The organism is Segniliparus rotundus DSM 44985, from assembly GCF_000092825.1.
GTDB classification, from domain to species: domain Bacteria; phylum Actinomycetota; class Actinomycetes; order Mycobacteriales; family Mycobacteriaceae; genus Segniliparus; species Segniliparus rotundus.
Genome location: NC_014168.1, coordinates 2,400,222 through 2,426,415, shown reverse-complemented (window position 1 = coordinate 2,426,415; position 26,194 = coordinate 2,400,222). Strand labels below are relative to the sequence as shown.

Genomic DNA, 26,194 nt, shown 5'->3' with positions numbered 1-26,194 from the left:
GCGCCGCCCCCTTCCCTCCCCACGTCGGGGGGCGGCGCGCGGCTCCACAGGCTCCATGCGCCGCCGCCTGCCCCTCGGGGGGCGGCACATGGCTGACCCGACCCCCGCGCCTGCGAACCCGGCCGACGTGTACCTTGACCCGGATCGCGCTCGTGCGCTCGCGCTGGAAGCGCAGGAGGCGGTGAAGAACGCCTCGAAAGACTCTCACGAGGCGCGGGAGCGCCGCCCGGAGCTGGGCGGAGCGTCCGACGAGGCCAGCGTCGCGGTGAAGGAGGCTCTGCTCGCTCTGTTGGAGGGGTCGCGGGGTCGGGACGAGGCGGCTTCTGAGAAGGCCGACGACACTTTGGCGTCCACGTTCTCGGGCATCGACCTCACCACGGGCACGGACACCGCCTCGGGGGACGACATCGGGAAGGTCATGAGATGACCGATGGCGTGTGGCAGGGGCTCGCGAACGAATACATGGTCCGCAAGCGGCCCGACGACTGGTACGAGGGCCGCGACGAGAGCGAGGTCAAGCTCGCGGAGGCCGGGGACAGGCTCGCCGCCGAGTTCGACCAGCATGAGAATTTCATCGCGGGCGGCGGGGTGTCGTTCCAGGCGCCCGCCTTCACCGGGGCCGTCGATATCGGGGGCGCTCCCAAGCGCGGCACCTCCCACGACCCCGGCTTCGGGCTGCTGCGGTTGACGGTGGGCGGGTGCGAGTTCGTCATCGCGGCCTACGAGGGGGCGATGTGGCTGGCGCGGCGCTGCGTCGCGCACGCGACCGCGTTCCTCGAACCGGGCGTCCCCGCGCCGGAAGCGGGGGAATCGCCGTACCTGCCCGCAGGCGCGCGGGTGAGCGACCAGGTGGAGGGCGCGGTCGAGGATTTCAAACTCCTCTTGGAGCGCGCGAGCGCGAGGCGCGGGAAGGGCGATTTGGACGACCTCGCGGCGCACCGCGACCGCAAAAAGACGTATCGGTTCACGCTGCACACCACGCCTGCGGTGGGGGATGTGATGGTCGAGGTCGACGGGCGGGGCCTGGTGCGCGAGGTGTTCTTGCAGCGCGAGCCCGAGCTGGGGCGCAAACTCGGGTGGGCGTTGCGCAAGGCTGGGATCGAGGCGCAAGCCTGGTGCGTCGAGGTCGTCGCGCCGCTGCTCGCGCGAGTGCCCTCTGTCGGGGATATTGTGCCGGGGTTCGGGGAGGAACTGGGGCTGGATTTGACCTACGGGGTCGCTGATTGGCCGGTCGTGAACGATCCTGAGTACATGCGCGAGCGCGACGAGGAGTTCTTACCGGAGGTCCGATTGTTCCGGTTCGCGCCGGGGGACGCGGAGAAGAACCAGGTCGAGCGCGCGCTCGCGGCGCAGGCCGAGCGCAGGGCGGCGGGCGAGCTGTGAGCGCCGGGTACCCGCGCCCGACCGGGGAGATAGAAGCACAGGTCGTCGACGGCTTGTGGGTCGAGCTGAGCGAACTCCTCGTCCAGGCATGGGCCGACCGCTTCGCCGACGTGCGCGACTGCCAGCTCGGCTGCTCGCAAGCCCTCGACGGCAAGGCGAGGCTGCTTGCCGAGGTGTTCACCGGGGACGGCGGGCACGCCGCCCGCGACGCGCTCGAGCGCCGGGCGAAAGACTACGAGGACAACAGCGACGCCTCCGAGCAGGACCGCGCGCACGCGCAGAAGCTCGCCGACGACATCCGCACCACGAAAGTCAAGATGGCCCAGGTCGCCAGCACTGTGAAGTCCCGTGTGGACGCGATCCGGTTCCGGGCCAAGCTGCAGAACAAACCCGGCAACCTCGTCGACGCGGAGATCGCCGACCAGATCGCCCAAGGCCGCAAAGCCTGCCAAGAACTCGCAGACCAGCTCCGCGACTCCGCGAAGACCATCGCGTCCAACAGCGGCGGCGACTCCGAAGACGACAGCGACGCGGCTTCCCGGCGCGGAGGAGGCGTCGCGACCGCCTCGGAGCAGCACGAGGCCAAGAGCCGGGTCATGGGAGAGGCACCGAAGGCCGCAGAGGACGCACCCGTGCATCGTGACGGCGCGCCCGACAGATCCGAAGCAGACCTCCACAGGGGCGCAGGCTGGTGGGACGCAAACGCCCGCGAGCCGCCCCTCGCCTGAGCGGCAGGCGCAAGAGGACCGTTCGGACGAGCGCCACCACGCGGGAGCGCAGCTGGACCCTGGCGCGACGACGACCGCGATGGGCGCTGCCGCGCTCGCGCCGCCGCCGATGTCCACGGACCACACGCCTTGGTCGGCGGCTGATCCGAACCGGGTCGCCCCGTCCGGGCATTTCCTCGGGGCCAGTGGCACAGGGGCAGCCGGGGTCCGCGACGGGTATCTCCTCGCGGGGGCGGACCCGGACCAAGGGCTGTTGGACGAGGCGGTCGCGCGCGCTTCGGCTTTGGCGGGGAGCTTGGACGCGGCGAGGGCGGTGTGGGGGCTGCCGCCGACCGGGTCGGCTGTCGCGGTGTTCAAAGACGAGGGCGGGCACGCGTACTACCGGGCGTTCTTCGAGGAGGGGTTGAACTGGGCGCCGCCGGGCGTTGTGGTGCCCTACGGGGTCGCGGCGGGCTCGGGGGCCGCTCCTGCCGAGGTCTCGGGGTGGCCCGAGGCGGCGGCGGACGCCTGGGCGTGGGCGAGTTGGCATGTCGGGGAGCGGGGAGGCCAGGCGGCGTTGGTGGCGGTCGCGGTTAGCGCGCAGGTCTCGGAGGATCTGGCCGGGGCGATCCGATGGGTCAACGCCAGAAATCCCACCGATGAGCTGCGCAGGGAGGCCGTCACACTTGTCGCGGCCCCGGGCTGGGGCTCAGGCGGCGCGAGCCGTTTGCAGGCAGTCGATCCGGGGGTGTCGGCGTTTTTGGGGGCGTTGCCCCCTGCCGCTGTGGTGCCGGTCGCGAAGGAGCTGGCGGTCTCGTGCGTCGAGGACAGCTACGCCGAGGACAGCCCGGCCTTGTTGGAGGCGGTGGGGGTGCTGCGCCGTTCGGAGCCGTTCGGCGCGGAGCTGGCCGGGCGTGTTCGGGACGTGGTGCGTCAGGCCGCGTGGGAGCTGGGCGAATGGCGGGAGTCGGTCGCCCAGCTGGGGCTCGAGGAACGGGCGGGCGCGGTCCAGGCGTGCTTCGAGCCGTTCTCGATGCTTGTGGCGGGGGTCTCCGTGCTGATCGCGAGCGCCACAGCGGGCGCGCGGAGCGAGGCGCAGGCGCGCATGGCGCTGTCGGATTTGGGCTACGAGCGGCTCGCGGTCGGAGGAGATCTCGACCTGGTGCAAGGATTGGTGGAGCGGGCCAAGCGCCTGGCGTGGAAGGACGCGCGGCGATGAACAATACTAGTGGCAAGCCGCGCACTGCGGCGGGAAGGAGAACGGCATGGGCGGCGACAGTCAGACCGCAACAGGGGTGGTGAAGGTAACCGACCACGGGGTCTCGGCGATCACCGGAGCGCTCGACGCGTTGTCGGTCGCGGTGGACGGCCTCGCGCAGGGCGCGAACACGCTCGTGGAGTGGTCCTCGACCCCTGCGTGCGGGTCGAGCTCGGACGGGCGCGCTGTGGACGGCGCGATCAAAAATATGCTGGAGAACTCCCCGCAAAGCTGGGTGATGACCTTGGGAGGGCTCGCCTCGGCGGTGGACGCGCTCAAAGACATCGCGCACAAAGGCTTCCGCGACCTGACTGAGCAGGACTACGACAACGTCGCCTCGATCATCCACGCCTACGAGGAGTACAAGCCGTGAACGCACGCCGCGCCCTCGCGCTCCTCGTCGTACCGCTCGCGGCAGCCGGATGCTCCCGCGCAGCCGCGCCGCAACAGGCCGCGACCACATCGAGCCCTGCTGCGCCCGCATCGTCGGCGAAGTCCGGGCGCGAGTCCGCGATGGAGGCCGCGAGCGCGGTGTGCGAAGTGTTCGACAAGACCGCCCACGAGATTGCGAAGGCAGAGAAGCAGTTCACCAAGGAGGTGCCCGAGAGCGTCCCGCTTTCGGACCCCCAGGCCGCTCCGAAGGCGGACGCCCTCGCCAAGGAGTTCCGCGACGGCGCGGCGAAGATCGAGGCCGCGATCACGCCGCAGCTCGCCGACAGCCTCGCGGAGAACCTGCGTTCCTACGTGAAGATCGTCCGCAGCTTCGCCGACGTCCTGGAGCGGCATGGCTCGAACTCGGAGTTCGACGAGCACGCGGACGCAATGAGCGGCGCGGCGAACGACGTGAACCCCGCGTGCGGGATCAAGAAGTAGGGGGTCGCGATGGGCAGGCGCGAGGACTACACGAGCCAGCGGTTCGACACGCTCCAGGGGGTGGTCAAATCGATCAACCCGCTCGCCATAGCGAACATCGCGGACGCGATGGCCGGGCACGGCGGCAAGCTCGAAGAGGCGTTCGGCGACGCCGTCAAAGCGTGCTCCGCCGTCGACCACAACGACTTCGACGGACAGTTCCGTGAGATGTTCCTCGAAGCCTTGTGGAAGATCGCCTGGTGCGCGTACGCGAACGCGGACGCCATGAAGAACGCCGGGGCGAAACTGCGCCCGTTCGCGGACCAGGCGGCGAGCGCGGTGAAGGCGACCGGTGAGCTGGTCAACACCAGCCCGCCCAACCCCGGCGCCGCGCGCCTCGCCGCGCGAGCCATCGGCGAACAGCTCAACGCCCTCTACGACACAGACCCCACGCCGTTCGGCGAGCTCCAGCAGCCTCAGAGCCCCGGAGACCCGAACGCCTCGTCCGGTGTGACCCGTGAGGGGGCCTCCTCGCCATCGGGCGGCGCGCCATCACCGGAGGCGCTCCAAGCCCTCGCCGATCAGGCGAAACGGGAGTCGCAGCACGCCCCGAGCGCGGGACACGAGGCCGCAGCGCCCGCGACCGGGGCGGACCCGTCCCAAGCGGCGAAAGGTCTCACTGACGCGCTCGGACAAGCAGGGCAGGCCGCCGGGCAGGCCGCGCAGAGCGCGGGCCAGGCTGGGAAGGGCATGGACCCCTCCCAGCTCGCCTCGGGGCTCGCGGACGCGCTCAAAACCAAAGGCGACGGGCTTGGCGCGGGGGCGGGCGAGGCGCTGGACGTGAGCGACGCGGAGACCGGCCTGCCGGGCTCCACGGCTGGGTTCGCGGCCCCGGTCGGCGGGCTCGGCTCAGGCGGTGGGGGCGTCGCGGAGTCCGTGCGCCCGCTCTCGGCCGCGACTGGGCACGGCGGGCCCACGCAACAGTCGCAACCCGCCTCACAGCCGTCCTCTCCCGCGCAGCAGGTCCAGCGCCCCGCTGCGGGCGATGGCGGCGGGATGGGGTCGATGCCGATGGGCGGGATGCCGCACGGGCAGCAAGGCGCGGGCGGGAGGGAGAGGCGTGTCCCCGACTATTTGAAAGACCAGGCGTTGCTCTCTGACAACCCTGCGGACCAGGCGGTCGACGCGGTGATCGGCGAGCTGAGCGCGCAAGAGGTCGAGCAGCGGGAGCAGCAGTCGCTCGAACTCGCCGACTCCGAGCAGTCCGGGGCGGCGAGGGCATGACCGATCCGGGCGGCAAGCGGCAGGAGAACGACTCGTGGGAGCCGGGGATCGCCGCCATGCTCGAAGGGATGGGCGACGCGGTCAAGAAGATTGTGCAGACCACGGGTCGGGGCACCTCGCGCGACGGGAACGTGGTCGTGGTGCTGAACGCGAACGGGACGGTGAAGGAGGCTCGGGTGGTCGATCCGAAGATGCCCGAGCAGCAACGCCGCGTGCTGGAGAGGGACGTCAAGGAGGCGGTCGACTCTGCGGTGGGGGTGCTGCGCGCCCAGCAGCAGGCGATCAAGGACGAGATCGCCGGGCCCCTGGAGGGCGGGCGCCAGCCGGTGGACTATCTGCGGATGGTCGACCCGGGCGCTGCGGACGAGGCGGAGAAGTTCCTCCAGCAGGTCCGCGAGGGCCAAGTCCCACCGGCCACGCCGCGGCCGGGCGAGGCGGAGGCGGCGCCCGAGGAGCCGGAAGACTCCGCAGGCTGGCTGCGCCGGAACAAGTAGACCAACGACGACGGATAGGAGCAGAGTGGCGATGGGCGATCTGGAAGCGGATTTCGGCAAGATTCAGGCGATAGCGGAGCGGGTGAAGGGCCGCGCCGGGGAGTACCAGGCCGGGCACGATGGCGCGAAGCGCGCCCGCGACGGCGAGGGCGAGTGGTGGGGGCACGGCGAGGAGGGCGAGCAGTTCGCCAACGGCGCCGACGGTTACAAGACCGGGCTCGTGAGCGGCGACGAGTCCGGCCCGCAGATCGCGGAGGCGGGCAAGACGTTCGGCGCGGACCTCGCCGACAGCGCGCGTCTGCTAGAGGAGCAGGAGCGCGCGAACCAGCAGGGCCTCACCGCGCAGGCGTGAGCGGAAGAACCAGGTAACAGGCTATGGCTGGCGGGCGGCAGATCCCAGGGTGGGTGCAGTGGGTGCTCACCTTCCTCGGCGGCGCGCCGTGGCCGGAGGCCGACGAGGAAGCCGCGCGCCGGGTCGCGGGCTACCACAGCCAGGACCAGGAAGCAGCAGAGGCGTTCGTCCAAGAGCTAGAGCGCGAGCTCGACGCGCTCGCCGACGCGATCTCGGGAAAAGCGCACGACGCGATAGCCGAGAGCCTGAGAAACCTGATCGACGCGGCCCGTCAACAGGGCGATTTCCAGGGCAAGCTCGCCGCAGCGACCGGCGACTTCGCCACCAACGTCGAATACACCAAAGAGATGATCATCGGGTCGCTCATCGCGCTCGCGGTCCAGCTTGGCGCGGAACTCGCGTTGGAGTGGTGCTCGCTCGGGACGTCCAGCATCGCCGCGGCCGGGTCGATAGCGATCACCCGCGCCGCGATCATGGGGTTCTTCCGCGAACTCGTCACCAAGGCCGGGATGAAAGCGCTCGGCAAGCTCATGCTCCAAGGCTTGAAGATCGGCTTCAAAGAAGGCATGATCGCCGGTGGCATCGGCGCTGGCCTCGACCTCGGCATCCAACTGCAGCAGACAGCAGAGGGGCACCGCCACGGCGTGGACCTCGGGCAGGCCGGAAAAACGTTCGCAGGGGGCTTCGCGGGCGGCAGTGTTGGCGGACTCGCTGGGCGCGGAGCGGGCCACGGGATCGCCGCAGCGCTAGGAGAGCACGCCGGGACCACGAGCGGGAAGATCGCGGCCGGAGCGATCTCCGGCCTCGCTGGCGGCGTGGCCGGAGCGGGGGCCGGGGCAGCAGCACAAGGCGGCGACCTCTCCGACATGCACACCTGGGCCAGCGGCGTCGGGCTCGGCGCGGGGATGGGCGCGGCGGCGGGATTCCGAGGCCGACCCCACATCGATACCCCTGGCAGCGGCGGTATCGAGGGCAGTCCGCCGAAGCCGCTCGGTGAGGCAGCTGTGAACGGGAAGCAGCTGGAGCATGACGGCGCGAGCCATGCCGAGCCGAAGCCGGAACTCGCCGCGACCACAGGCGGACACGAGCCAGCTACAGGCCAACAAGAGCATGGGCACCAGCCCGCAGCCACACCAACGCGCGACGCGCAGTCGCAACACGAACAGCGAGCAGTCCCAGTCACTGAGGCCAGGCAAACCGCGCCAGAGGCGAAGCCCGCTCCCGAACAGCAGCGAGCCGCCCCGAGCAGCGAGCCCTCACGCAGCGGCCCCCCCAGCGTGGAACGCCAACCGGCAGGCCGCGACCAACCTGGGTCGAACACAAGCGGCGTTGAAAGCCCCACAGCCGCGTCAAGCCAACGAACGCCGGAGCAGCCCGCCGCAAGCCTCAGTAGCACTGCTGGTGATAAACCGCACACGGGCGCAGCCGCTGGCATGCGCGAATTCCCGCCCGTCAAAGCCACTGAGCCCGTTGTCGCGAAACCGGGCGAACAGCTCAGAGCCACAGCCGGGCAATCTGAGGCGAGGCTAGCCGTTGAGCACGGCGCGGGAGAAGCCAAGGCGTTCGCCGGGCGTGAGAGCGGGCTCCCCGAGGCCGCCGTGTCGAAGCTTAGCGAGGCGCATATCGTGGATGCCGCGCGCCCTGCAGGCTTGGCCGGACACGTCGGCGAGGGCCTTCTAGATCCCGCGCCGTCGACCGCCGCCGACACCGTGGTCGGAGAGCGCGGGGGCGACCTGCCTCCGCGCGAGCACGCCACGGAGACAGCTCTTCGACTGCAGGATGTGCTGGAGGGCGGCGAGCCGTTGTTCTCTGGCGACGAGCACACTCCTGCCGACCGTCAAGCGCTCCGCGACATGTGGGACTACGCGAGCCCCCAGGAGCGCGTCGAGTTGTTCAAGCAGCATCCGATGTTCGGCGAGCACGCGGAGCTACCCGTTCGCGAGGCGGACTACCACGCCCGGCAGGCGGCGGAGTCCCTCCGCGACGAGCTGCGGGCCAAACAGGAGGGCGAGGGCCTAACACGCGACGAGCGGAACCGCCTTCACACGCTCGACGACATCCTCGAATCCGTCAAACAGCGCCCTAAACAGCCACCGAGGTTCCTCCTCGGCTTCGAGCACGATGGGCGGAGCATCACCAGCATCGGCGACCCGGACAAAGCCACCCACACCCTCGTCTTCGCGCCGGGCACCTTCACCGGCCACGAGAAGCTCAACCCGAGGCTTGAGCCACGCGGCCTGAAGAACTGGTTCGGGCTCGGGGAGCGAGCGGAGCGGCCAGGCTACATGGAAGTCAGCCGACGAATGTGGCACTCGATAGCGGATGAGTTAGACCACGGCAACATCTCTGTGATCGACTACCAGAACTACCACGCGCCGCAGAGCCTCGTCCCCGGCGCCGCGAGGTCGCGGTACGCGCGGGAGGGCGCGCAGGCGCTGCGGGATCACTGCGACCGGCTCCAAAGAACCAACGAGGTCGAGGGCAACAAGCTCATGGTCGCAGGGCACTCCTACGGCACCGTGCTCGTCGGCGAAGCCGCGAAAGGCGGGCACGGGCTCAACGCGGACGGCGTCCTCAACCTCGGCAGCCCCGGCCTGCGTGTCTCCGACGTGACCGGCGTGAAGCTCAAAGGCCAAAGCCTCACGTTCGACGACGGGCGCGCGCACACCATGACCCGCCCCGACGACCCGATCCGAGTCGTCGACCTCGCGCGCAAGCTGCACCTCGACCGGTTCGGGATCGGGCACGGGCTCATGCCGCATCACGACGAGTTCGGCGGCACGGTCCATTCGACAGGCTTCGACCCCACAGGCCCGAAGCATCGCGACCCCCACAGCGCGTATTTCGACGAGCGCGGCGTCGAGATGAAGAACATCGGGAAGATCGCAGCCAGGCTCGACCATCTCCCCGAGCCGCTATCCGAACAGGGGGCGCACAGCGCCCCGGACACCGAGCCCCCGCATCCCTCGCCCGACGAGTCCTACGAGGCGAGCGACACAGCGAGAGAAGCCGCGCGCTCGATCTACGAGCGAGCTGCCATGGCGGAGCCAGCGATCTCAAAATCTGTCGTGGAAGCGGTCAGCTCCGTGGACGGACACATGGAGCGGTTCGATTCCCGGTTGAAGACAGAGCACTCCTTGGCGCGCAAGCTCGACGGCGAGCTGGAGTTCGTGGACCCTTCCGACCACGAGAAGATCGCCAAGGTGCAGGCGGGCATCAAGGACTCCGTGCGCTACACGGCAGTTGTGCCAGACGAGGGGTATTGGTCGAGCGGCTACGCCGTCGCTACCGCGTTGTCCGACCGGGGCTACGCGCTACAGAAGTCCCCGCCAGGGTGGGCGCGCGACGGGTACAAAGGCCGGAACATGACCTTCAAGGGCCCCGATGACGTGGAGTTCGAGGTGCAGGTCCACACGCGGGCGAGCCTGGACGCGGCTGAGCAGGCCCACCGGCTCTACGAGGTCGAGCGGCTCCCTTCGACACCTTTGGAGGAGAAGCGGCGGCTGAGGCAGATAATGCGAGCTATATTCGACCAAGTGCCGGTTCCGCCCGGCACGCCTTGGAAGGACTGACGGATGGCGACGAAGTACTACGCGAAGCTCATCGGCGAGGACGAGCCTTTGGCCGTGGCGCGGATACACGACGACGAGTCCACCGAGGTCTACAGCTCCCGGCAGGAGGGCTGGCAGCCCGGTCGCGACAGTTTGTACTCGGAGATCGTGTTCAAGGGCGACTGGGACTCCCTCGCGGAGCAGCGCGCCCTGGACTTGGTGAGCCGTCTCGACGAGGAGCGCCGCCGTCGCGCATCGGGCGAGGCCGCAGTCCCCGCGTACCAGCACTGGCTCTCGGTGCCGGAGAAGGAAGACGAGCCGCGAGTGCTGCTCCGGTCGGCGGACGGGAAGACCCTAGAGGGCTACGCGGTCTCATCCACGGCGTGGGAGCGGCTGCCGTACCCGGCGACCCCAGCGCTCGACGACCCCCGGCTGTGGCAGAAGGTCGCAGAGTCTGAGGTGCCGGATGTGCTCGGCGGTCTCCACGCCGCCTGGGCCGAGCATCTGCGCGAGGAGTTCGACGCGACAGCCCCCGAGCTGGTGGACACGGAGCTGACCGAGGCGGCAGTTCGCCAGGGCGTGGTCTTCTACATCGTCGAAATACTCAAGGTCGTCCCGAAACTGCTCGGCTACGACCTCACGGTCGGATTCAAAGCGCCAAGAGGCGGTGCCACAGGCGGCGCGGGCAGCGGCGCGGTCGGCCCGAAAGGAGCCTGGAACTTCCAGGTTAATTATAAAATTTGGGGATTCCCTGAGGGCGCGCAACCCCAGGTCTTCGAAGCGTTCAAGCGGATGTTCGACGAGTGGGGCTGGTCGTACCGCTATGACGAGGATGGGCCCGCCGAGCGGGACATCAACGCCCGCACAAGTCCCGGCGGCGTGAAGACTAAGACCTCCTACCACGTCACGGTCTCTCAGCGCCCGCATGGAGGTATGACGATGGTTTGGACCTCGCCGTACTACCCGGCTGAGCACGCGGACGAATACCTGGACATGCCTTCGGCGATCACCAAGGACGGCCCGCAGTCATACGCCGACCCTTACGCGGAGTAGGTCCGTCGCCTGGCGTGCGGAGTGATCGGAAGCTCTCCCTCCGCGCTTGATTTCGAACAATTGTTCTGCTAATTTGATGAGCGAGTCCCGGCATGGGGCAGACCGGACGGATGAAGCTGGCGGGGATGCCACTTCGGCCCGCGAGCCGTGCGAGCGGCTGCGGGGCGAAGCCCCGGCCCGTGAGGGCGAGGCAGTTCCGGGCAGACGAACTGGTCGCGAGGCAACGCCATCTCGCAGGCGCGCGACCGGCTGCCCGAGCAACGTCACGGAGCCCAGCCGGGCAGCAACTCTCATGGTTGCGCGCTCCCCGCGCGACGGGGATTCCAACAACGGGAAGGAGGAAAGGATCATGGATGTGATGGACGGGGCTTTGGGGCGTTTGGAGGCGCTGTTGGCCGAGCGGCTCGACGCCCGCGCCGAGTTGAAGGAGCGGGTGGAGTTCATCGCGGTCGACGACGATGTGCTGGAGGCGTTGAGCGTGTTCCGGGTCGACCCGCGTTGCGACGATCCCGAGGCTGTGGACCCCGTGTTCCAGCTCTACTACGACGCGGGCGTGTGGCGGGTCGCTGGCCCGGACGAGCGCGGCTGGGGCTTCGGGGAGGACGTCGGGGCCGTGTGCCCGGATGTGGAGTCGGCGTTCGCCGCGGCCGAGGGGCTGGGCTTGTTGTGGGCCGGGGTCGACCCCGGCTGAGCGCGGCCCCGCAAAATAAGGAAGGGCGCTCCGACCGTCATGGTCGGGGCGCCCTGTTTTTTGTTGAGCTATGGTGGGTGCGCGCGGCCCGCGCTGTGCTCGATTATTTCCTGGCAGAAGTAGTCCTTGTTCTCCGGCGCGGGCCGCGCTCCTTAGCTTCTATGCCGCCATCGGCGCTTGCGCGTGCTCCTCTTGGTCGAGGGCGCCTTGGAGGCGTTGCGCGGCGGTGCGGGCGATGTCGGGGGAGTGCTCGCACCCGAGGAAGCGCCTGCCTTGCGCGAGGGCTGCGATCCCGGTGGCGCCCGACCCGGCGAAGGGGTCGACGACGAGCCCGTTTTCGGGTGCGATCTGCACGAGGTGCTCCATGACTTCGGGGGGCTTCTGGTTGACATGCACCCGTTTGTTCGGCGCGGGCGCGCTGGCGTGGACGAACCCGGCGAGGGGGGTGCAGTGCCCGATCTGGTCGTGGGGGCCGTTGGTGCCCCACACGGCGTACTCGCAGCCGTGCCGGAAGGAGCGGGCGTTGATGGGGCGGGCGTTCTTCTTGGCCCAGGGGATCACGCCCCTATAGACCCATCCGGCGGTCTGGAGGGCGATGACGGCGGTGTGGATCTGCCGCCAGTCGGTGAACACCACGCACGCCCCCGCGGCCCTGGTGGCGCGCAGGGCTTCGGCGAGGAAGAGGTGCTGGAAGACGAGGTGGCTGTATTGGTCTTTGTTGTCCCCGGCGAAGCCGGGCAGCGCCTGGCCGCTGTGCCCGCTTTGCGGGTACTTCTGGTTCGGGGCCTTGTTGCGCTCGGCCTGGGTGCCGCCCCCCGAGCTGTACGGGGGGTCGGTGACGACGGCGTCGGCGCTCCCGTCCGGCAGGGAGCGCAGCAGGGCGATCGCGTCCCCGCGCACCAGCGCCGCCCGATGGTCGGCGAGGATCGGCTCCAAGCCTCGCGCCGCCGCCGCTTTCGCGAGCAGGACGGGGGAATTGGGTTGTTCTAGCAAAACGTGCTCCTGATTCTGAGTGCTCAATATTTTTCGGGGCGATCCCGCGCGAGTCGGGTTTTGTCCGTCTTTCCCGTGGGATGTTGGCTGTGCGGTTGTTGTGCGGTTGTTGTGCGGTTGTTGTGTGATTGGAAGCTCTGCGGGAAAGGCTTCTCCGGGCTGGACTCCGGTGAAAGCCCCAAGCTATGTTCGAGCCCGCCAGGAGAAATCAACGACCTATATGGAATTAGAGCAGGAGAAGCGATGAGAACAAGCGACATGCCCAATGTGAAAAGGATGCGGCTGAAAAAGGAGTGCGCCGAGCGTTTGGAGTTCTTCCTGCGCGTCGAGGCGGGCCGTTATTACCGCATGAGCGGCACGAGCGTGGAGTTTGTGGTCGAGCACGACGCGGAGATGATGTTCCTCGCCGTGTGGCGCGCAGAGCCCGCGCCCGAGGGCTGGCGGAGGTACCCGGCGTTCGGGCTCATGTTCAACCCCTACATGGGGTGGTGGACGGTCTACGAGTGGAGCGAGAACGCCCAGTGGTGGGACGACGCGGAACTGGAGTGCGACTACAGGAGCCTCGAAGGCGCCTACGAAGCCGCCCGCAGGCACGACCTGGTGTGGGCGCGCCCGGAATGGAAAAGCAAGGAGGCACGGGCATGAGCTGCGTGAGAGACGCCGAGGACTCAGGCGTCGAGACGCTGCGGCGCGCGGCGTTGCAAGCGCGAGCCCGAATGCGCGGCTGGGAATTGCTCTCAGAGGAATAATGCCCCGCGGCGAAGAAAAAGAAGAAGAAACCCCGCCGTCCTGGGCGCAGGGAAAAAGCGGATTCCCCGCAGTGATGCGTATCGCTGCGGGGAATTGTTTTCCGGCTGGACTTGCGCGAGAGCCGCAAGCTATGTTGTTCGCGCTCGGCCCGCCCGCGGAGCAGCGGCCGTGCGATGCCGGGAGCTGCTCCGCGTGACCGTCACTCCCCCGGCTCGGGCTTGCCCTGCGCGGGCGGGACGTGGACGATGGCGAGGGTGGCCCCGGCCGCCCCGGCGAGGCCGAGGACGGCGAGGACGAGCTGGTCCCACAGGCTCGGGTCGCCGGGGACGGCTATGCCGAGGGCGGGGAGCAGGAGGAAGAGCGCGCGCAGGATCTGGTAGACCCGCACGCGGGCGTCGGGGGCGATAGATGCGAGGCGCATAGTCATCATCAGGTGTTCTCCTTGGTGGTTCAGGCGGCTTGTCGTGGTTCGGCGAGGACGTCGCGGCAGCCGGGCACGCCCTGTTTCTGCCCGATCGCCGCGACAGCGTCGAGGAGGGTGCGGTTGCCGGTTTGGGGCCAGGGGCCGTGCTGGGCGAGGATCTGGTCGAGCTTGGCGTCGATGTTGTCGAATCGTCTGTTGAGCTCGTTGTCGGTCATGGCTGGCACGGGGGCCTCCTTGGTTGTGGGGATCCCGAGCGTGTCGAGCAGCTCGGGCAGGGGGACGAGGGATTGGTTGAGGTCGCACGCCCCGAACGGGGCGCACTGCCCCGAGCTGGTGTGCTGGTGCGCGATGGCTTCGGAGCGGTAGGGCTCGGGCACCTCTGAGAGGTCGCCGGGCCGCTGGTTGTAGCGGGGGATCACCAGGCGCAAGCCTTCGGGGCGCGAGGGCCAGAGGCCGGGGTCGGCGGTCGGGTTCCAGTAGCCGATGACGCGGCGCGGGTCGCCGTGCCACTGGCGTAGCCGCGCGACCTCGTCGTTCACCTCTAGGGACTGGTCCCCGCGCACCCTGCCTCCGTCGCCCTCCACGTCGACCATCGTCACCAAGCGCGCATCGCCCCACAACCCGGCGTCCTCCAGGATGGTTCTATGCAGGTCGCAGTTCGCCGCCCCAGGCCGGAAGAAGTATTAGGCGATCACGCAGCGCAGGCGCCCGGCGTCGAGCATCGCCTTGGCGGCGCGCGCGTTCGCGATTGCTTTCAGGTCACGGTGGCCGCCGTCGTTGGTGCGGAAGCAGAAGACGGGGTGCGGGCAGGAGTCGTCCAGGGCCGCGCCCTGCCATTCGGACACGTCCGCCCACACAGCGGGCGGCCCGTCGTCGGACGGGGCCGGGCCGTGTTCGGCGGCGCGTGCCGCGCGCCAGACGGCCTCGTCCACCAAACCTGTGACCGGCTGTCCCGTCGCGGCTTGCGCCTCCTCGGCCGCGCGGAGGGTGGCGGGGTCGTAGACCCCGGTCTCGGGGCCTCCGGCCGCGCGTTGGAATTCGCGCAGCGCGCCCGTCCACGCGGCGGGCTCCCCGGCTCGCCCGGAGAGCTGCGTCTCTGTGCCCTCCAGCGGCCCGTACACCACACCTGGCGGCAGCGGCCACGCGCTCGGGTCGTCGAGCACGGGTCCGGGCAAGAACCAGAAGTCCGTGAAAATAGGGTCGTCCCAGCCCCGCGCCCCCGAGTCGAGCAGCACGCCGGGCGTGCCCCGGCTCTCGAAGTCGAACCGGCGCCCGCCGAGGAAGAACGAGCACGCGGTGTGGCTCGCGGCGCCCCCGCCCTCCCCGTGCATGACTCCGACTTTCAGCGGCGCGTCAGCGGGGACCGCGTCCTTGCTCGCGGCGGGGACGAGCCCGCACGGCGCGGGCTGGTTGTTGAGGCGGGCCAGGCGCAGCGTCTCCGTCGAGCCCCAACGCCGGTGCGGGTCCAGGCCCGAGAGGATCGCGGCCGCGCTGAACACCGCCCCCGAGCAGTCCGTGGACGCGCGGGGGTCTTCGGCGAAGCTGCCGCCGTACACGTAGGGGTTGCCGGAGCGCAGGGCGGCGAACACCCACAATCGCAGGAGGCGTTGGCGGGTGACAGGCATGGTCTTCGTTTCTGAAAGCGATTGGTACACAATGGGCGAGGGATGTGTCGGTGAAAGGCGGACGAGCGGATGTCTTCTTGGGTGACACCTGTGGAAGGGCGTATCGCGGGAGACCTGGTCCGGTCCCTCGCCGCCCCGAAGCTATGGCGACGGGTGTTGCGACGCCCTCCGGTTGTTTTCGAGCTGGAGCTTGACGCGGAGAGGCAGTGGGCGGCGCATTTCGCGTATCACACGCTCCCTCAGTACCTTCCTGTGACGGAGGCGGGGCTGCGTGAGATCACTGCGCTGGACTCGCCGGGGCTCGATAGCGGCGAATCGGTTTTGACCCTGCCGAGATGGGCCGAACGGCACAACGGCATTGCAGCGCACCGTCAAAGGATCTTCGCTCTCATCACCTGCAAGAAGGGGACCGCCGTCGACATTTTGGGGTTCGGCGCCGAGGCGTCCCCGCTGCAAGTTCCCGACGGCGTCGTGGTGGAACGGCAGGCAGGAGGCTCGGATCTGAAATTCCGTGCTGTGACCGTCTACCTGGACATCCCCCGCTCGCGTGTTGTCGTTCCCGACTCGTCGGACGAGCGGCGGTTTTCCGACTCCCACTTCCGGCTGAAAGAAGGCGCTTCGGTCCATCTAGACATATGGGCTCGTCCTGAGCGCTACGGGGAGGCCGCTGAGCGAGCGTACGAGTGGGAGTTCATCGTGCGCTACAAAGAGGTTGGAAGCAAGAAGCAAAAAGAGCTGCGGCTTCCCGGCGGCGGGAAGAAGTTCAAGCTGGTGAACGGCGCGGTATTCCCCGAGTTTGTAGACGCCCCTTTCTCGGAAGGCTGGGGCTGGTCTCCAAGGCGCTGGGGCCCTTCCCCCGAATTCTGATCAAGACGCGCGACAGCGTTCCTTGCCTTCTTCTGCGCGAATGCCAGCCGGGGGATATTGGCAGACGATGGGGCTTAGCCCACCCGGCCCACGGTGGACTTTTGCAGGCCGCCGAGGTCGATGAGAAATTCCAACGCCGCTTCGGCAAGCGTGGGCCCGTCTCCGGCCGCGCTCAGCCCGTCGAGGAGGCAGCGCACCATGAACGTCCTTGGCATCAGGCTGTCGTCCGCGCTCTGCGCGACGATGGCCCGCTCAGTTCCGTACGCCTCGAACATCGCGTGCAGCATCGCGTTGACTCGGTCGGCTGCTATAGGGCCTGGGGCTTCGGGCCGCTCGTGGAAGTGGGTCCGAGAGTTCGGCGATCAGCGCGCGTATGGCGTGTCCCCTGTCGGGGGCGGTGATTCTCAGCCGCGTGTTGTCGCAGGCTGTGCCCGCTAGTTGGAGATTTTGGACTTTCGCGGAGGTGTCTGCTGAACTGTCGAAGTCCGCGTCCCAGATTTGCCGGAACCCTGTGACGCGGAAGATCTCGGCGATCGCCTCAAGGACTTTCCGGTGCGGGGGGATCTGAGCGGGCGGGGGCACCGCCACCACTGCGCCTTGTCTCGCCATGCCTTGATGGTATCAAGTATCCGGCCGAACAGTGCTTTCGCGCCGCTGCTCGCCTTCGGTTCAGATGTGGGTGAGCGCTCCCCACACGGCGGCGTTGTGGCTCCAAGTGATATCGGAGAGCTTGATGGTGGCGGGGATGGAGCTTTGGTTCGTGAGTTTGCCGAAGGTTGTTTTGATCGGCGCCCCGGTGCGGGGCTTGACGCCGACTTGCGGGATGCCCGCGAGCTTTCGGGTGGCGCCGAACAGGTTGACCTGCTGCCAGATCCCGATGGCGAGGACGTGGCCGGGGAGCACGTCGAAGTTTTGGCCGAGCCCGATGGCGTACTCTTGGGTGGCGGTGGTGATCACATCTTTCTGGTTGCCGGTGGCCCCGAGGAGTTTCAGGGCGGTGTCGGGCTCGCTGTAGGCGTGCAGGCTCAGGTTGATCGTGCTGACGCCGCCGAGTGACCAGCCGCTGACGGCGGAGATGAGCTTGACCGCGTTGACGGATTGTTTGCGGTCGGAGCGGATCAGGATCAGCACCAGCTCTTTGTCGGCCGGGGCGTACCCCCACGCCTCCGTGCCGATGGCGTGGGGGTACGCCCCGGCCGTGGAGGTGTAGCCGCCGCTGTCATGAGGGCTGCTTGTAGAGCTGGGTGGTGGACAGCGGACCCAGGATTTCGTACACCGCTCGGCGGGGCCGTCACCGCCAATGCGGGGGCATCGTGCGGCGGCCAGCCGAGTCGCACGATCATCTGCGGGTAGTTCCCCGCAGTCACATTCGCGCGGATCCTCCCGCGTGTCTCAGAGGTTTCTAACGCCTCGGTGAAGGAACAGCTGGCGAGCCCGTGCCGGGTCGCGCAAAGCAGCACCGCGCTGGTGGCCTCACCCGCGCGCAACTGTGACAACCGGTCGTCCGCGACGGTGCTCAGCACAATAAGCTCGGCTTCGGAGCCATCGACGCTGATCGGGAATTCCTGCCAGAGCCCGGGCGAGGAGAAATGCCGTCCCGGCACGCCGCCGAGAACGGCGGTCGGCGGCGGTGTGTTTCTGGACGGGACGCCCTCGGGCGACAGTCGCTTGCCGCTCCACCGCGCGATCTCGCGGCGGTACGCGGGGCTGGCCTCGTGCCGGTAGGCGGCGACAGCGGCGGCTGCTGCCAGCTCATGGCGGGCCGCAGTGTCGACACCTGTGAGCAGCGCCCCTCAAGGAGGTTCTCGGGGATCGGCCGGGGCGACAGTCTGCGGCGGTCAGATCGGCGGGATGAGATCGCTAGGCAAAGTGAAACCTCCTCGGCCGCCGGTTGGCTCCTGTGGAGCGTCACTGCCGCAAGGTGCGCGGGTTCGGCGGGGTTGGGCAGTCGGCGCACCTGCGCGCCCCAGCCTAAGGCGGCGAAGCCCACCCGAAGATGGTGCAGCGCCGCCCCGCAGCTGATGAGTAGATCCCGGCCGGCCGGGTCCGTCTCGACGAGTTGGCGGCGCAGGTCCGCGTACAAGTGCAGGGCGCGTCCGCCGACCCGCCACAACCATGGCTGGGAGTTGTGCACTGACGGCGCCCGCGCGGCCAGCGACACAGCGGCTTCAAGCGCGTGCTGATTGAACCGCACCGGGTTTAGTGCAGAGCGTTTTGCTTGGCGGCGGTCGCCGTCAAGGGTTGTTGTTGAGCGTAATACTTGGCTTCGAATTCGACCGGGGGATGTTCCCGATCTTGGAGTGGATGCGGTGCTCGTTGAACCACCAGACCCAGGAGAGGGTGGCGAGTTCGAGCTCGTCCACCGTGCGGAACGGGCCGTCGTGGCGGACTCATTCGCGCTTGTAGAGGCCGATCTCGGATTCGGCGAGGGCGTTGTCGTAGGAGTCGCCGACCGTCCCGATGGACGCGAGGGCGCCCGCGTCGGCGAGGCGCTCGGCGTAGCGGATCGCAGTGTATTGCGATCCCGCGTCGCTGTGATGGATGAGCCCGTCAAGGCTCTGACCAGCTCTCTCACAGACCCACAGGGCCATCTCCAAAGCGTCCAACGGGAGCTCGACGGGCATGCGCGAGGCCGTTCTCCAACCGCCGACCCGCCGCGAGTAGACGTCGGTGGCGAACGCCGTGAAACCCATGCCCGACCAGGTCGCGACATAGGTGAAGTCCACGACCCACAAACGGTTCGGGGCCTCCGACTTGAACTGGCGCTTGACCAGGTCCGGGGGCCTGGGAGCCGAGTCGTCCCGCCGGGTGGTGCGGACTTTGCCGTCGCCCCGCGACGCGCCTCTCAAGCCCAGCTCGCGCATCAACCGCTCGACCGTGCAGCGGGCGACCTGATGCCCGTCGCGTTTGAGAAGGTGGTAGACCTTCCTGGCCCCCGCGAGGCCCCGGCCTTTGAGCCGGTCCTCGAACACGTCCGTGATCAGAGCCTTGAGCTCCTGGTCGCGGACCGAGCGGGCGGACGCGGGCCTGGACTTGGCGGCCCAGTAGGTGCGCGGGGCGATCTTCACGCCGTGCCCTTTGAGCACCCGGCAGACCGGCTCGACCCCGAACCGCTCCCGGTTCGCGTCCACGAACCGGATCACCTCGGAAGTCGCGGGTCGAGCTCCCGCGCGAAGAAAGACGACGCGGCGAGCAGGATCTCGTTCGCCCGCCGCAGCTCTTTCACCTCGCGCTCGAGCGCTTTGACCCGATCGGACTCCGCCGTCGTGACGCCGGGCCTTCGGCCCGCGTCGACCTCGGCCTGCTTCACCCACGTGCGCAGCGTCTCGTGATGCACTCCCAAACGCTTTCCGATCCGCTGATGGGCCTGGGTCTGCGAGAGCTCCGGGTCTTCCTGGTGCGCCTCGCTCACCAGGCGCACCGCCCGCTCACGCAACTCCGGCGGATACTTCTTCGGCGTCGGCCTCTTCGATACGGACATGATCCCCATCCTTCCGGGAGGAAATGCCCCGCAACAAACCCGGTGCGGTTCAGATCGGGGAACATGCGGCTCTCCTAACTGGCGTGTGGCGGTATCTCGAATCTGCCAGCTGGACAAGGGCTGGTCGAGAGCAGGAAGACCCTGATGCCGATGGCTTTCTGGCCTTGGCGGCCACCCGGCTGGCGCCCAGGATGGATTGTGCCCGCTCTTCAGCGGACCAGAATCTCCAGATAAGGACAAGTACGCAAGATGCCCCAGACTCTGTTGGACACAGCGGCAGTCGCAGCGGTGGCGCACACCCCGTACGCGGATGTTGCCGAGACCCACTCGGGCGTGGTGTTCCTGGTGGGCGATCGCGCGTACAAGCTCAAAAAGCCGATCGCCACCGCCTTCCTGGACTTCCGCCGGACCGAGGACCGCGAACGCGCCTGTATCCGCGAGGTGGAGCTCAACCGGCGCTTCTCGCCCGATGTGTACCTCGGGGTCGCCCACCTGACGGAACCGGGCGGGGGGCCGGACGAGCCGGTCGTCGTGATGCGCCGGATGCCGGAGGAGGCCAGGCTGTCGCTTTTGGCGCTGGGCCAAGCCGATGCGAAGGAAGGCCTGGGCGAGCTCGCCCGCAAGCTCGCGTCCTTCCACCGCCTCGCCAGGCGGAGCGCTCAGATCGACGCGGAAGGGACGGCCTGCGCGACGCGCCGACGCTGGCAGGCGAACCTGACGGAGATCAGGGGATTCGCCGCGGCGGCGGAGCACGGCTGGCTGATCGACCGGGTCGAACGGCTGGCCGCGGATTATCTCCACGGTCGTGAGCCGCTTTTCGCCGACCGGATCGCGCAGCGCAGGATCATCGACGGCCACGGCGATCTGATCGCCGACGACGTCTTCCTCCTCCCCGACGGACCACGGGTCCTCGACTGCCTCGACTTCGACGACCGGCTGCGTTTCGTCGACGGAGCCGACGACGCCGCGTTCCTCGTCATGGACCTGGAACACCTCGGCAGGGCGGACCTCGCCGGGGGCTTCCTCGGCGGCTATCTCGCCGCCGCCGAAGACCCGGCGCCGCGTTCGCTGGTCGACCACTACATCGCGTACCGGGCGCTGGTGCGCGCGAAAGTCGAGTTCCTGCGTTTCGAGCAAGGCTGCGACGAGTCCAGGCGGGAGGCGCGGCAGCACTTGGCGGAGGCATCGGCCCACCTGGAGCGCGGAGCAGTCCGGCTCATGCTGGTCGGCGGCCTGCCAGGCACAGGGAAATCGACACTGGCCAACGCGCTGGCGGAACGAGTCGGCGCACAGGTGATCTCCAGCGACCTGGTGCGGCATGAGCTGAAAACCGCCCGCATGATCGCGGGGGAGCTCGGGCAGTACGCGAGCGGGCTGTACTCGCCAGAACTCTCTTCGATGGTGTACCAAGTGATGTTCGAACGGGCGCGGGACGCGTTGTCGCACGGCGAATCAGTGATCCTCGACGCGTCCTGGGGCGCTGCGGGAGAGCGCGAACGAGCCCAGCAGCTCGGCCGCGAGACTGACGCAGCAGTGGTCGCGCTCCGCTGCACCACCCCGCCCGATGTGGCCGAGCGGCGTATCGCGCACCGCCGGGCAGGTTTTTCGGACGCGACGGCGGACATCGCCCGAGCCATGGCGACAGACGCGGGAGCGTGGACACAGGCGACCGATGTCGACACGAGCGCGCCGCTCGAAACATCGGCCGCCGCCGCGCTCGCGGCATGGGAACGAGCAGCGCAGCAGATCTTTGCTCGTGCCGAAAGCCCCCACGGAGATGGACCAAAGCCTCTGCCTCGCAGGCTGTCGTCGACGTAGCGTTGAGGACAGGGCAGACGACAGGCGAAATGACTGTCGCCGGAGCACCTTCTCAGGAAAGTTCAGGAACAAATCATGACGACCGCTCTTCCTCTCATTGTTTTTGCTTTTGTTCTCCTCGGATTGACACTGTTGGTCGCCAGCGTGCGACTGGTGCAGCAGTTCGAGAAAGGCGTGGTGTTCCGGTTCGGCCGGCTGCTGCCCGGGTTACGCGAGCCTGGTCTGCGGGTGATCGTCCCGTTCGCCGACCGGATGGCCAAAGTCTCCCTGCGCACCGTGGTGCTCGGCGTCCCCGCTCAAGGAGCGATCACGAAGGACAACGTCACCGTGACGGTCGACGCCGTGGTCTATTTCCGGGTGGTCGACCCGGTGAAGGCGCTGATCAAAGTCGAGGACTACGAGCGGGCTGTCGGGCAGGTCGCGCAAACCTCGCTTCGGTCGGTGATCGGCGGGTCCGAGCTCGACATCCTGCTCTCGGACCGCCAAAGGATGAACGCCGAGCTCAAAGCCGTCATCGACGCGCCGACCGAAGGGCCTTGGGGGCTTTTGATCGAGCGGGTCGAGATCAAAGACGTCTCGCTGCCCGATGGGATGAAACGCTCGATGTCTCGCCAAGCAGAGGCCGAGCGGGAACGCAGGGCGAGGGTCATCGCCGCCGAGGGCGAGTTCCAGGCGTCCGAGAAGCTGGCCCAGGCGGCGGAGCGGATGGCGGACACCCCCGGCGCGCTGCAATTGCGTCTGTTGCAGACCGTCGTCGATGTCGCGGCGGAAAAGAACAGCACCTTGGTCATGCCCTTCCCGGTGGAGTTGCTCCGCTTCTTCGACGGCCCCAAGGAGAAGAACCAGCAGGCCCCGGGCACCGCCGATCATGTGGGCGGCTACCGCCTTGGCGAATGGCTGACGGCCGTCAATGGGAAAGCGCCCACACTGAGGGCCGGACAACGCCAAGACGAGTCGCGCCAGATCGCGGAGCCGACGGCGTTGTCCCTGCCAGCGCAATAAGCCAATGCCCGCCCCGCTTTGTTCCTGCCGCGTCTTTTCGTGGCAGGAACAAAGCGGGGCGCAATCGGTATCCCAGCAGACGGACGTTCAACCAACCGCTGGCGGCGCAAGCCCCACAGCGGCGAACTGCGAGCTGGCAATGCCGTAGTTGCCGGTCATCGAGCCAGCCCCACGACAGAGATCAGCCGATGGAGGCCAAGAAGAACAACGGACGCCCTCAGGGGCCTCAAGCAATACGCGGCCCTGCTTCCCGCTGACGCGATGAACAGAACATTCGACTGCGTGGACGGTCCGCGCGTGACATTCGAGTTTCTACGCCGCCATCAGGTGGACCTGTCAGCGGAGACAGCTGCGGCGCTCGTGGCAGGCCAACAAGCTGCGCGGCAGATGTGAATGGGAATGCAACCATGCCTCCCGTGACCACGCCTCCCGATGGAAGCTATTCGTCCTCGCTCGGCCTGCCCAGTCCCGCCCGGGTCTGCCTCTTCAAAATAGACGGCATGCTCACACGTAACGAGTCAATGCACGCAGAAGCGTGGCGGGAGATGTTGGACGAATATTTGCGGGCGCGGTCCGTGTGCACGGGCGAGCGTTTCGTTCCCTTCAACCTGGTCGACGGGAACGTCGCCCGCAGCCCCGGACTGCGGGGCAAACCGTCCCCCGACACCTACCTCACCGCCGCGCGCATGCTCGGAGCCCCACCGTCCGCCGCCACCGTGTTCGAAGACACGTTCGCCGGTTTTTCCGCTGGCCGAGAGGGCGGGTTCGCTTTTGTCGTCGGGGTGAACCGTGTCGTCGGGTTTGACCGGTCGGGCCAGGCGAGGCGGTTGCGCGCTTGTGGCGCGGACATCGTCGTCGCAGATTTAGCAGATCTGCTGTGCTCGGCATGATCGAGCACCCGGCGTTCGAGGTCGCGCCATGGCGAGTGCGGGAAACCCAGCTCGATCTGGACGTGTTGGCGCAGACAGAGCCGGTGTTCGCCCTCGCCAACAGGCATATCGGCTGGCGTGGGAACTTCGACGAGGGAGAACCTCATGGTTTGCCCGGCTCCTATCTGGGAGGGGTGTACGAGCTACGGTGGCTGCCCTACGCCGAAGCCGAGTACGGATATCCGGAGTCCGGGCAGACTGTCGTCAACGTCACCAACGGGAAATTGATCCGTCTGCGTGTCGACGACGAGCCGTTCGACGTCCGCTACAGAAAGCTCCCCGGATCTCGCCGGTTCGCGGTGGCGGCAAACCTCGTTCCAGGGCAACGGCTGCGGTTGACGGCGGGTTTCTCACGGTCGGTTTTCATGGCAAGCGCGTCCATGTGGAAGTGCGCGCCGCAGCGGCCACATACTCGCTCCGAGAAGGCGACGCCGTCGACCTGGCGCATCATGGCCAACAAGATTCGCGTCATGGCATGCAGTCCACTCACATGCCCGATTGCGCCAGGTGCGGACAGGATCGCGCCGTGCCAACCGTCGGGGCGCGAACCCTTGGGCCGAAAGGACTGCGCCCGATGACTTTTGGCCCTATAGCGCAGCGGCGTAACAGCGCACGATGGTCTTGTCATCTACAACACGATGTTCTTGTCATCGACAAAGAAAGGCACGAGCATGGTCGACACAAAAACAAGCAGTCACAAGCCTCCACTGCTCCGAATCGTGCGGATCACGCCTGTGGAGCGGTTCAGCTGGTTGATCTGCAGCGCCCTAATGCTGCTCACCGGCGCGGTTTTCCTGCCAGGGGAGATCTCGGTTGGGAAACAAGTACTGCTCTGGGTGCTCGTCGTCGCCGGGATCAAGATGACGGTGATCAGCGCGTTCGGCAGCTATCCCCTGCCGCGCTGGCTCGCTATCCCGCCGAATTAGGCGGACTCGTCCCTGATCGCCATTGCTCGCGCGGCTACGTGCCCTCACGGTAGCGGAGCGGTCCACACCAGCCGCGTGCCCCCCGTCTGAAGCCTCGTGACGGCGAGGCTCCCGCAGCATGCGCTCGCGCGGTCCGCCAGGTTGTGCAGTCCGCTGCGGGCGACGACCTCGGGGACGCCCTTGCCGTTGTCTGCGACGTCGATGACGAAGTCGCCGCCGACCGTGACGGTGATCGACAGCTCGGTGGCCCCGGCGTGCCGCAGCACGTTGGTCACCGCTTCGCGCACCACGGCCTCGGCGTGGACCGCGATCTCCTCGGGCACCACGTCCAGCGGTCCTGCCATTCGCACCGCGACCCGCAGCGCGCTGTCCCCGGTGAGCTCGGCGATGGCTTTGTGCAGCACAACTCGCAACGCGACCCCGTCGCCTGCTGTGTGCAAGTCGAAGATCGCGGTCCGGATCTCCTCGATGACCTCGTGGATTCGGTCGATATGCTCGGTCAGCCGTTCCGCGACAGCTGGGGTTTTCGCGGCGCGGCGGTGGGTGCTCTGCATGCCCAAACCGATGACGAACAGGCGTTGGATGACGTGGTCATGCAGATCGCGGGCGATCCGGTCGCGATCGGCGAGCATCTCTAACTCGTGTTTTGCGGAGCGGATTTCCGCCTGCTCCAACGCGAGCGCGGCCTGTTCGGCGAAGGACGCGCCAATGTCCAGCTGCTCCATGTCGAACCCCGCGCCGCCAGCGTCGCGGATGAGGAGCAGCACCCCCGCCGTCGATTCGCCAGCGCGCAGCGGCAGCGCCAATGCCGGGCCGAGCGTCACAACTTTCCCGTCAGGAAGGCCAAGGGCGAGTTCTGGCACGTTGCGCGGAGTCCGGTCGCAGAACACCGCCCCAGGGACGGAGCGGTCGACGGGGATCGTCATGCCAGTCATCTCGTGCGCGCATGGTCCGATGTGCACGGCGACGGCGAGTTCGGCGGTGTGTGCCGGTTGGGCGGCGCCACGCGGCAACGCGATCAACGCGTGATCGGCGTCCACGAGCTCTGCCGCCCGAGAGGCGATGAGGCGCAGCACCTGGGCAGGGGCGGTTCCGCCGAGCAGCTCGGCGGTGACTTCGGCCGACGCTCGCAGCTGCTGCTGGCGTCTGCGGGCCTCCTCGTAGAGGCGAGCGTTCTCCACCGCGATCCCAGCCGCGACCGCCAGTGCTCGGACGACCACTTCGTCGTCCTTGGTGAACTGCTGGCCGTCCTTCTTCCCGGTCAAGTACAGCCGGCCGAAGACCTCACCGCGAACTTTGACCGGCACACCGAGGAAAGTGCTCATCGACGGATGGTTCGCCGGGAATCCGATAGATGCGGGGTGCGCGGCGATATCCACGAGCCGTTGCGTCTTGGACCCTTCCGCCATCGCGCCGAGCATTCCTCGCCCGGTGGGAAGCGGCCCGATCAGCTTCCGCGCCTCCTCGTCGATCCCCTCGTGCACGAACTCCGTCAGCATCCCGTCGGGTCCGAGCACCCCGAGTGCTCCGTGTTCGGCGCCCACCAGCTTGATCGCGGCTCGCACGATCTGCCGCAGCGTCAGGTCGAACTCGAGTCCGGAGCTCACTGCGACAACAGCCTCGAACAGGCCTTCCATCCGGTTCCGCGTGTTGGCGACGATCTGCTCGATCCGCTCTTGGACTTCGGCGAGCAGCTCGCGCAATTGCAGCTGGCCGAGCCCCTCGGTCACTCAGACCGGCTAGCAGTCGGATTT

General features: G+C 68.1%; 25 protein-coding genes, 2 pseudogenes and 1 other annotated feature. Of the genes and pseudogenes, 19 read left to right on the top strand and 8 right to left on the bottom strand.

The window, feature by feature from the left end; translation table 11 throughout:
* Nucleotides 1-88 precede the first annotated feature (88 nt).
* The 12 genes from SROT_RS12000 to SROT_RS11940 all read left to right on the top strand — a co-directional run bounded on the left by SROT_RS12000 (nt 89) and on the right by SROT_RS11940 (nt 11,625).
* Nucleotides 89-427: a hypothetical protein gene (locus tag SROT_RS12000; RefSeq protein WP_013139295.1), complete on the top strand. Its 339-nt coding sequence runs from the start codon at nt 89-91 to the stop codon at nt 425-427.
* Nucleotides 424-1,383 carry a hypothetical protein gene (locus tag SROT_RS11995; protein WP_013139294.1) on the top strand — a complete coding sequence of 320 codons (960 nt, stop codon included), beginning with the start codon at nt 424-426 and terminating at the stop codon, nt 1,381-1,383. The genes SROT_RS12000 and SROT_RS11995 overlap by 4 nt, the downstream gene beginning before the upstream one ends.
* On the top strand, nt 1,380-2,111 hold the full coding sequence (locus tag SROT_RS11990; RefSeq protein ID WP_013139293.1) for a hypothetical protein: 732 nt from the start codon (nt 1,380-1,382) through the stop codon (nt 2,109-2,111). Before SROT_RS11995 ends, SROT_RS11990 begins: the two co-directional genes overlap by 4 nt.
* Nucleotides 2,023-3,309 carry a hypothetical protein gene (locus SROT_RS11985; protein WP_041407277.1) on the top strand — a complete coding sequence of 429 codons (1,287 nt, stop codon included), beginning with the start codon at nt 2,023-2,025 and terminating at the stop codon, nt 3,307-3,309. Before SROT_RS11990 ends, SROT_RS11985 begins: the two co-directional genes overlap by 89 nt.
* A gap of 46 nt (nt 3,310-3,355) precedes the next feature.
* A complete protein-coding gene (locus tag SROT_RS11980; protein ID WP_013139291.1) occupies nt 3,356-3,721 on the top strand; it encodes a hypothetical protein in 366 nt (121 codons plus the stop codon).
* Nucleotides 3,718-4,221 (top strand): hypothetical protein, encoded by a 504-nt coding sequence (locus tag SROT_RS11975; RefSeq protein WP_013139290.1) that lies wholly within the window; start codon nt 3,718-3,720, stop codon nt 4,219-4,221. The genes SROT_RS11980 and SROT_RS11975 overlap by 4 nt, the downstream gene beginning before the upstream one ends.
* A 9-nt stretch (nt 4,222-4,230) precedes the next feature.
* Complete coding sequence (locus SROT_RS15775; protein WP_013139289.1) at nt 4,231-5,484, top strand: hypothetical protein; 1,254 nt, start codon at nt 4,231-4,233, stop codon at nt 5,482-5,484.
* Nucleotides 5,481-5,978, top strand: coding sequence for a YbaB/EbfC family nucleoid-associated protein (locus SROT_RS11960; RefSeq protein WP_013139288.1), 498 nt, complete (start codon nt 5,481-5,483; stop codon nt 5,976-5,978). The genes SROT_RS15775 and SROT_RS11960 overlap by 4 nt, the downstream gene beginning before the upstream one ends.
* Before the next feature lie 31 nt (nt 5,979-6,009).
* Nucleotides 6,010-6,330 carry a hypothetical protein gene (locus SROT_RS11955; RefSeq protein ID WP_013139287.1) on the top strand — a complete coding sequence of 107 codons (321 nt, stop codon included), beginning with the start codon at nt 6,010-6,012 and terminating at the stop codon, nt 6,328-6,330.
* A 23-nt stretch (nt 6,331-6,353) separates the two neighbouring features.
* Nucleotides 6,354-9,902: an alpha/beta hydrolase gene (locus tag SROT_RS15770; protein ID WP_013139286.1), complete on the top strand. Its 3,549-nt coding sequence runs from the start codon at nt 6,354-6,356 to the stop codon at nt 9,900-9,902.
* Nucleotides 9,903-9,905: 3 nt separating this feature from the next.
* On the top strand, nt 9,906-10,934 hold the full coding sequence (locus SROT_RS11945; protein ID WP_013139285.1) for a hypothetical protein: 1,029 nt from the start codon (nt 9,906-9,908) through the stop codon (nt 10,932-10,934).
* Between the two features lie 349 nt (nt 10,935-11,283).
* Nucleotides 11,284-11,625 carry a hypothetical protein gene (locus tag SROT_RS11940; RefSeq protein ID WP_013139284.1) on the top strand — a complete coding sequence of 114 codons (342 nt, stop codon included), beginning with the start codon at nt 11,284-11,286 and terminating at the stop codon, nt 11,623-11,625.
* A 159-nt stretch (nt 11,626-11,784) separates the two neighbouring features.
* On the opposite strand, the gene SROT_RS11935 is transcribed toward SROT_RS11940, so the two are convergent.
* Complete coding sequence (locus tag SROT_RS11935) at nt 11,785-12,618, bottom strand: DNA-methyltransferase (protein WP_013139283.1); 834 nt, start codon at nt 12,616-12,618, stop codon at nt 11,785-11,787.
* Between the two features lie 243 nt (nt 12,619-12,861).
* On the opposite strand from SROT_RS11935, the gene SROT_RS11930 reads away from it, so the two are divergent.
* A complete protein-coding gene (locus SROT_RS11930) occupies nt 12,862-13,263 on the top strand; it encodes a hypothetical protein (protein ID WP_013139282.1) in 402 nt (133 codons plus the stop codon).
* A gap of 304 nt (nt 13,264-13,567) precedes the next feature.
* Here the strand turns inward: SROT_RS11930 and SROT_RS16805 are convergent, their stop codons facing one another.
* The 3 genes from SROT_RS16805 to SROT_RS15760 all read right to left on the bottom strand — a co-directional run bounded on the left by SROT_RS16805 (nt 13,568) and on the right by SROT_RS15760 (nt 15,417).
* Nucleotides 13,568-13,798 carry a hypothetical protein gene (locus tag SROT_RS16805; RefSeq protein ID WP_013139280.1) on the bottom strand — a complete coding sequence of 77 codons (231 nt, stop codon included), beginning with the start codon at nt 13,796-13,798 and terminating at the stop codon, nt 13,568-13,570.
* A 20-nt stretch (nt 13,799-13,818) separates the two neighbouring features.
* Nucleotides 13,819-14,391: a hypothetical protein gene (locus SROT_RS15765; protein WP_148223432.1), complete on the bottom strand. Its 573-nt coding sequence runs from the start codon at nt 14,389-14,391 to the stop codon at nt 13,819-13,821.
* Nucleotides 14,392-14,475: 84 nt separating this feature from the next.
* A complete protein-coding gene (locus SROT_RS15760) occupies nt 14,476-15,417 on the bottom strand; it encodes a peptidoglycan-binding domain-containing protein (protein WP_013139278.1) in 942 nt (313 codons plus the stop codon).
* A 69-nt stretch (nt 15,418-15,486) separates the two neighbouring features.
* Between SROT_RS15760 and SROT_RS11905 the strand changes: the two genes are divergently transcribed.
* Nucleotides 15,487-16,284 carry a hypothetical protein gene (locus tag SROT_RS11905; protein WP_013139277.1) on the top strand — a complete coding sequence of 266 codons (798 nt, stop codon included), beginning with the start codon at nt 15,487-15,489 and terminating at the stop codon, nt 16,282-16,284.
* Between the two features lie 74 nt (nt 16,285-16,358).
* On the opposite strand, the gene SROT_RS11900 is transcribed toward SROT_RS11905, so the two are convergent.
* The 3 genes and pseudogenes from SROT_RS11900 to SROT_RS11890 form a co-directional block, all read right to left on the bottom strand.
* Entirely contained in the window at nt 16,359-16,571 is a 213-nt protein-coding gene (locus tag SROT_RS11900) for a hypothetical protein (RefSeq protein WP_013139276.1), read from the bottom strand.
* A gap of 382 nt (nt 16,572-16,953) precedes the next feature.
* The gene (locus SROT_RS11895; protein ID WP_013139275.1) at nt 16,954-17,415 is read right to left on the bottom strand and encodes a hypothetical protein; all 462 of its coding nucleotides are present in this window, start codon (nt 17,413-17,415) and stop codon (nt 16,954-16,956) included.
* Between the two features lie 1,068 nt (nt 17,416-18,483).
* Nucleotides 18,484-19,765 (bottom strand): annotated as a pseudogene (locus SROT_RS11890) (IS3 family transposase).
* Nucleotides 19,338-19,469, bottom strand: a sequence feature (AL1L pseudoknot). It overlaps the preceding pseudogene by 132 nt.
* A gap of 249 nt (nt 19,766-20,014) precedes the next feature.
* Here SROT_RS11890 and SROT_RS11880 point away from each other — a divergent pair.
* From SROT_RS11880 to SROT_RS16565, 5 genes and pseudogenes are all read left to right on the top strand, one after another.
* The gene (locus SROT_RS11880) at nt 20,015-21,583 is read left to right on the top strand and encodes a bifunctional aminoglycoside phosphotransferase/ATP-binding protein (protein ID WP_013139272.1); all 1,569 of its coding nucleotides are present in this window, start codon (nt 20,015-20,017) and stop codon (nt 21,581-21,583) included.
* Nucleotides 21,584-21,658: 75 nt separating this feature from the next.
* Entirely contained in the window at nt 21,659-22,585 is a 927-nt protein-coding gene (locus SROT_RS11875) for a slipin family protein (RefSeq protein ID WP_013139271.1), read from the top strand.
* A 500-nt stretch (nt 22,586-23,085) separates the two neighbouring features.
* A complete protein-coding gene (locus tag SROT_RS11870) occupies nt 23,086-23,475 on the top strand; it encodes an HAD-IA family hydrolase (protein WP_425358187.1) in 390 nt (129 codons plus the stop codon).
* Nucleotides 23,472-23,792, top strand: a pseudogene (locus tag SROT_RS17160) (family 65 glycosyl hydrolase); the annotation flags it as partial. The gene SROT_RS11870 and the pseudogene SROT_RS17160, both read left to right, overlap by 4 nt.
* A gap of 393 nt (nt 23,793-24,185) precedes the next feature.
* Nucleotides 24,186-24,440, top strand: a complete 255-nt coding sequence (locus SROT_RS16565; RefSeq protein ID WP_013139268.1) for a hypothetical protein — start codon at nt 24,186-24,188, stop codon at nt 24,438-24,440.
* A 44-nt stretch (nt 24,441-24,484) separates the two neighbouring features.
* Here SROT_RS16565 and SROT_RS11855 read toward each other — a convergent pair whose 3' ends face one another.
* Complete coding sequence (locus SROT_RS11855) at nt 24,485-26,170, bottom strand: sensor histidine kinase (protein WP_013139267.1); 1,686 nt, start codon at nt 26,168-26,170, stop codon at nt 24,485-24,487.
* Between the last annotated feature and the right edge of the window lie 24 nt (nt 26,171-26,194).

What these genes read in the sequence shown, in the direction of transcription:
- SROT_RS11905 (WP_013139277.1), top strand. Translation starts at nt 15,487, where the DNA reads ATGTCTTCTTGGGTGACACCTGTGGAAGGGCGTATCGCGGGAGACCTG.
- SROT_RS15770 (WP_013139286.1), top strand. Translation starts at nt 6,354, where the DNA reads ATGGCTGGCGGGCGGCAGATCCCAGGGTGGGTGCAGTGGGTGCTCACC.
- SROT_RS11980 (WP_013139291.1), top strand. Translation starts at nt 3,356, where the DNA reads ATGGGCGGCGACAGTCAGACCGCAACAGGGGTGGTGAAGGTAACCGAC.
- SROT_RS16565 (WP_013139268.1), top strand. Translation starts at nt 24,186, where the DNA reads ATGGTCGACACAAAAACAAGCAGTCACAAGCCTCCACTGCTCCGAATC.
- SROT_RS11870 (WP_425358187.1), top strand. Translation starts at nt 23,086, where the DNA reads ATGCTCACACGTAACGAGTCAATGCACGCAGAAGCGTGGCGGGAGATG.
- SROT_RS11955 (WP_013139287.1), top strand. Translation starts at nt 6,010, where the DNA reads ATGGGCGATCTGGAAGCGGATTTCGGCAAGATTCAGGCGATAGCGGAG.
- SROT_RS11930 (WP_013139282.1), top strand. Translation starts at nt 12,862, where the DNA reads ATGAGAACAAGCGACATGCCCAATGTGAAAAGGATGCGGCTGAAAAAG.
- SROT_RS12000 (WP_013139295.1), top strand. Translation starts at nt 89, where the DNA reads ATGGCTGACCCGACCCCCGCGCCTGCGAACCCGGCCGACGTGTACCTT.
- SROT_RS11875 (WP_013139271.1), top strand. Translation starts at nt 21,659, where the DNA reads ATGACGACCGCTCTTCCTCTCATTGTTTTTGCTTTTGTTCTCCTCGGA.
- SROT_RS11960 (WP_013139288.1), top strand. Translation starts at nt 5,481, where the DNA reads ATGACCGATCCGGGCGGCAAGCGGCAGGAGAACGACTCGTGGGAGCCG.
- SROT_RS11940 (WP_013139284.1), top strand. Translation starts at nt 11,284, where the DNA reads ATGGATGTGATGGACGGGGCTTTGGGGCGTTTGGAGGCGCTGTTGGCC.
- SROT_RS16805 (WP_013139280.1), bottom strand. Translation starts at nt 13,798, where the DNA reads ATGATGACTATGCGCCTCGCATCTATCGCCCCCGACGCCCGCGTGCGG.
- SROT_RS15775 (WP_013139289.1), top strand. Translation starts at nt 4,231, where the DNA reads ATGGGCAGGCGCGAGGACTACACGAGCCAGCGGTTCGACACGCTCCAG.
- SROT_RS11880 (WP_013139272.1), top strand. Translation starts at nt 20,015, where the DNA reads ATGCCCCAGACTCTGTTGGACACAGCGGCAGTCGCAGCGGTGGCGCAC.
- SROT_RS11900 (WP_013139276.1), bottom strand. Translation starts at nt 16,571, where the DNA reads ATGCTGCACGCGATGTTCGAGGCGTACGGAACTGAGCGGGCCATCGTC.
- SROT_RS11995 (WP_013139294.1), top strand. Translation starts at nt 424, where the DNA reads ATGACCGATGGCGTGTGGCAGGGGCTCGCGAACGAATACATGGTCCGC.
- SROT_RS11945 (WP_013139285.1), top strand. Translation starts at nt 9,906, where the DNA reads ATGGCGACGAAGTACTACGCGAAGCTCATCGGCGAGGACGAGCCTTTG.
- SROT_RS15760 (WP_013139278.1), bottom strand. Translation starts at nt 15,417, where the DNA reads ATGCCTGTCACCCGCCAACGCCTCCTGCGATTGTGGGTGTTCGCCGCC.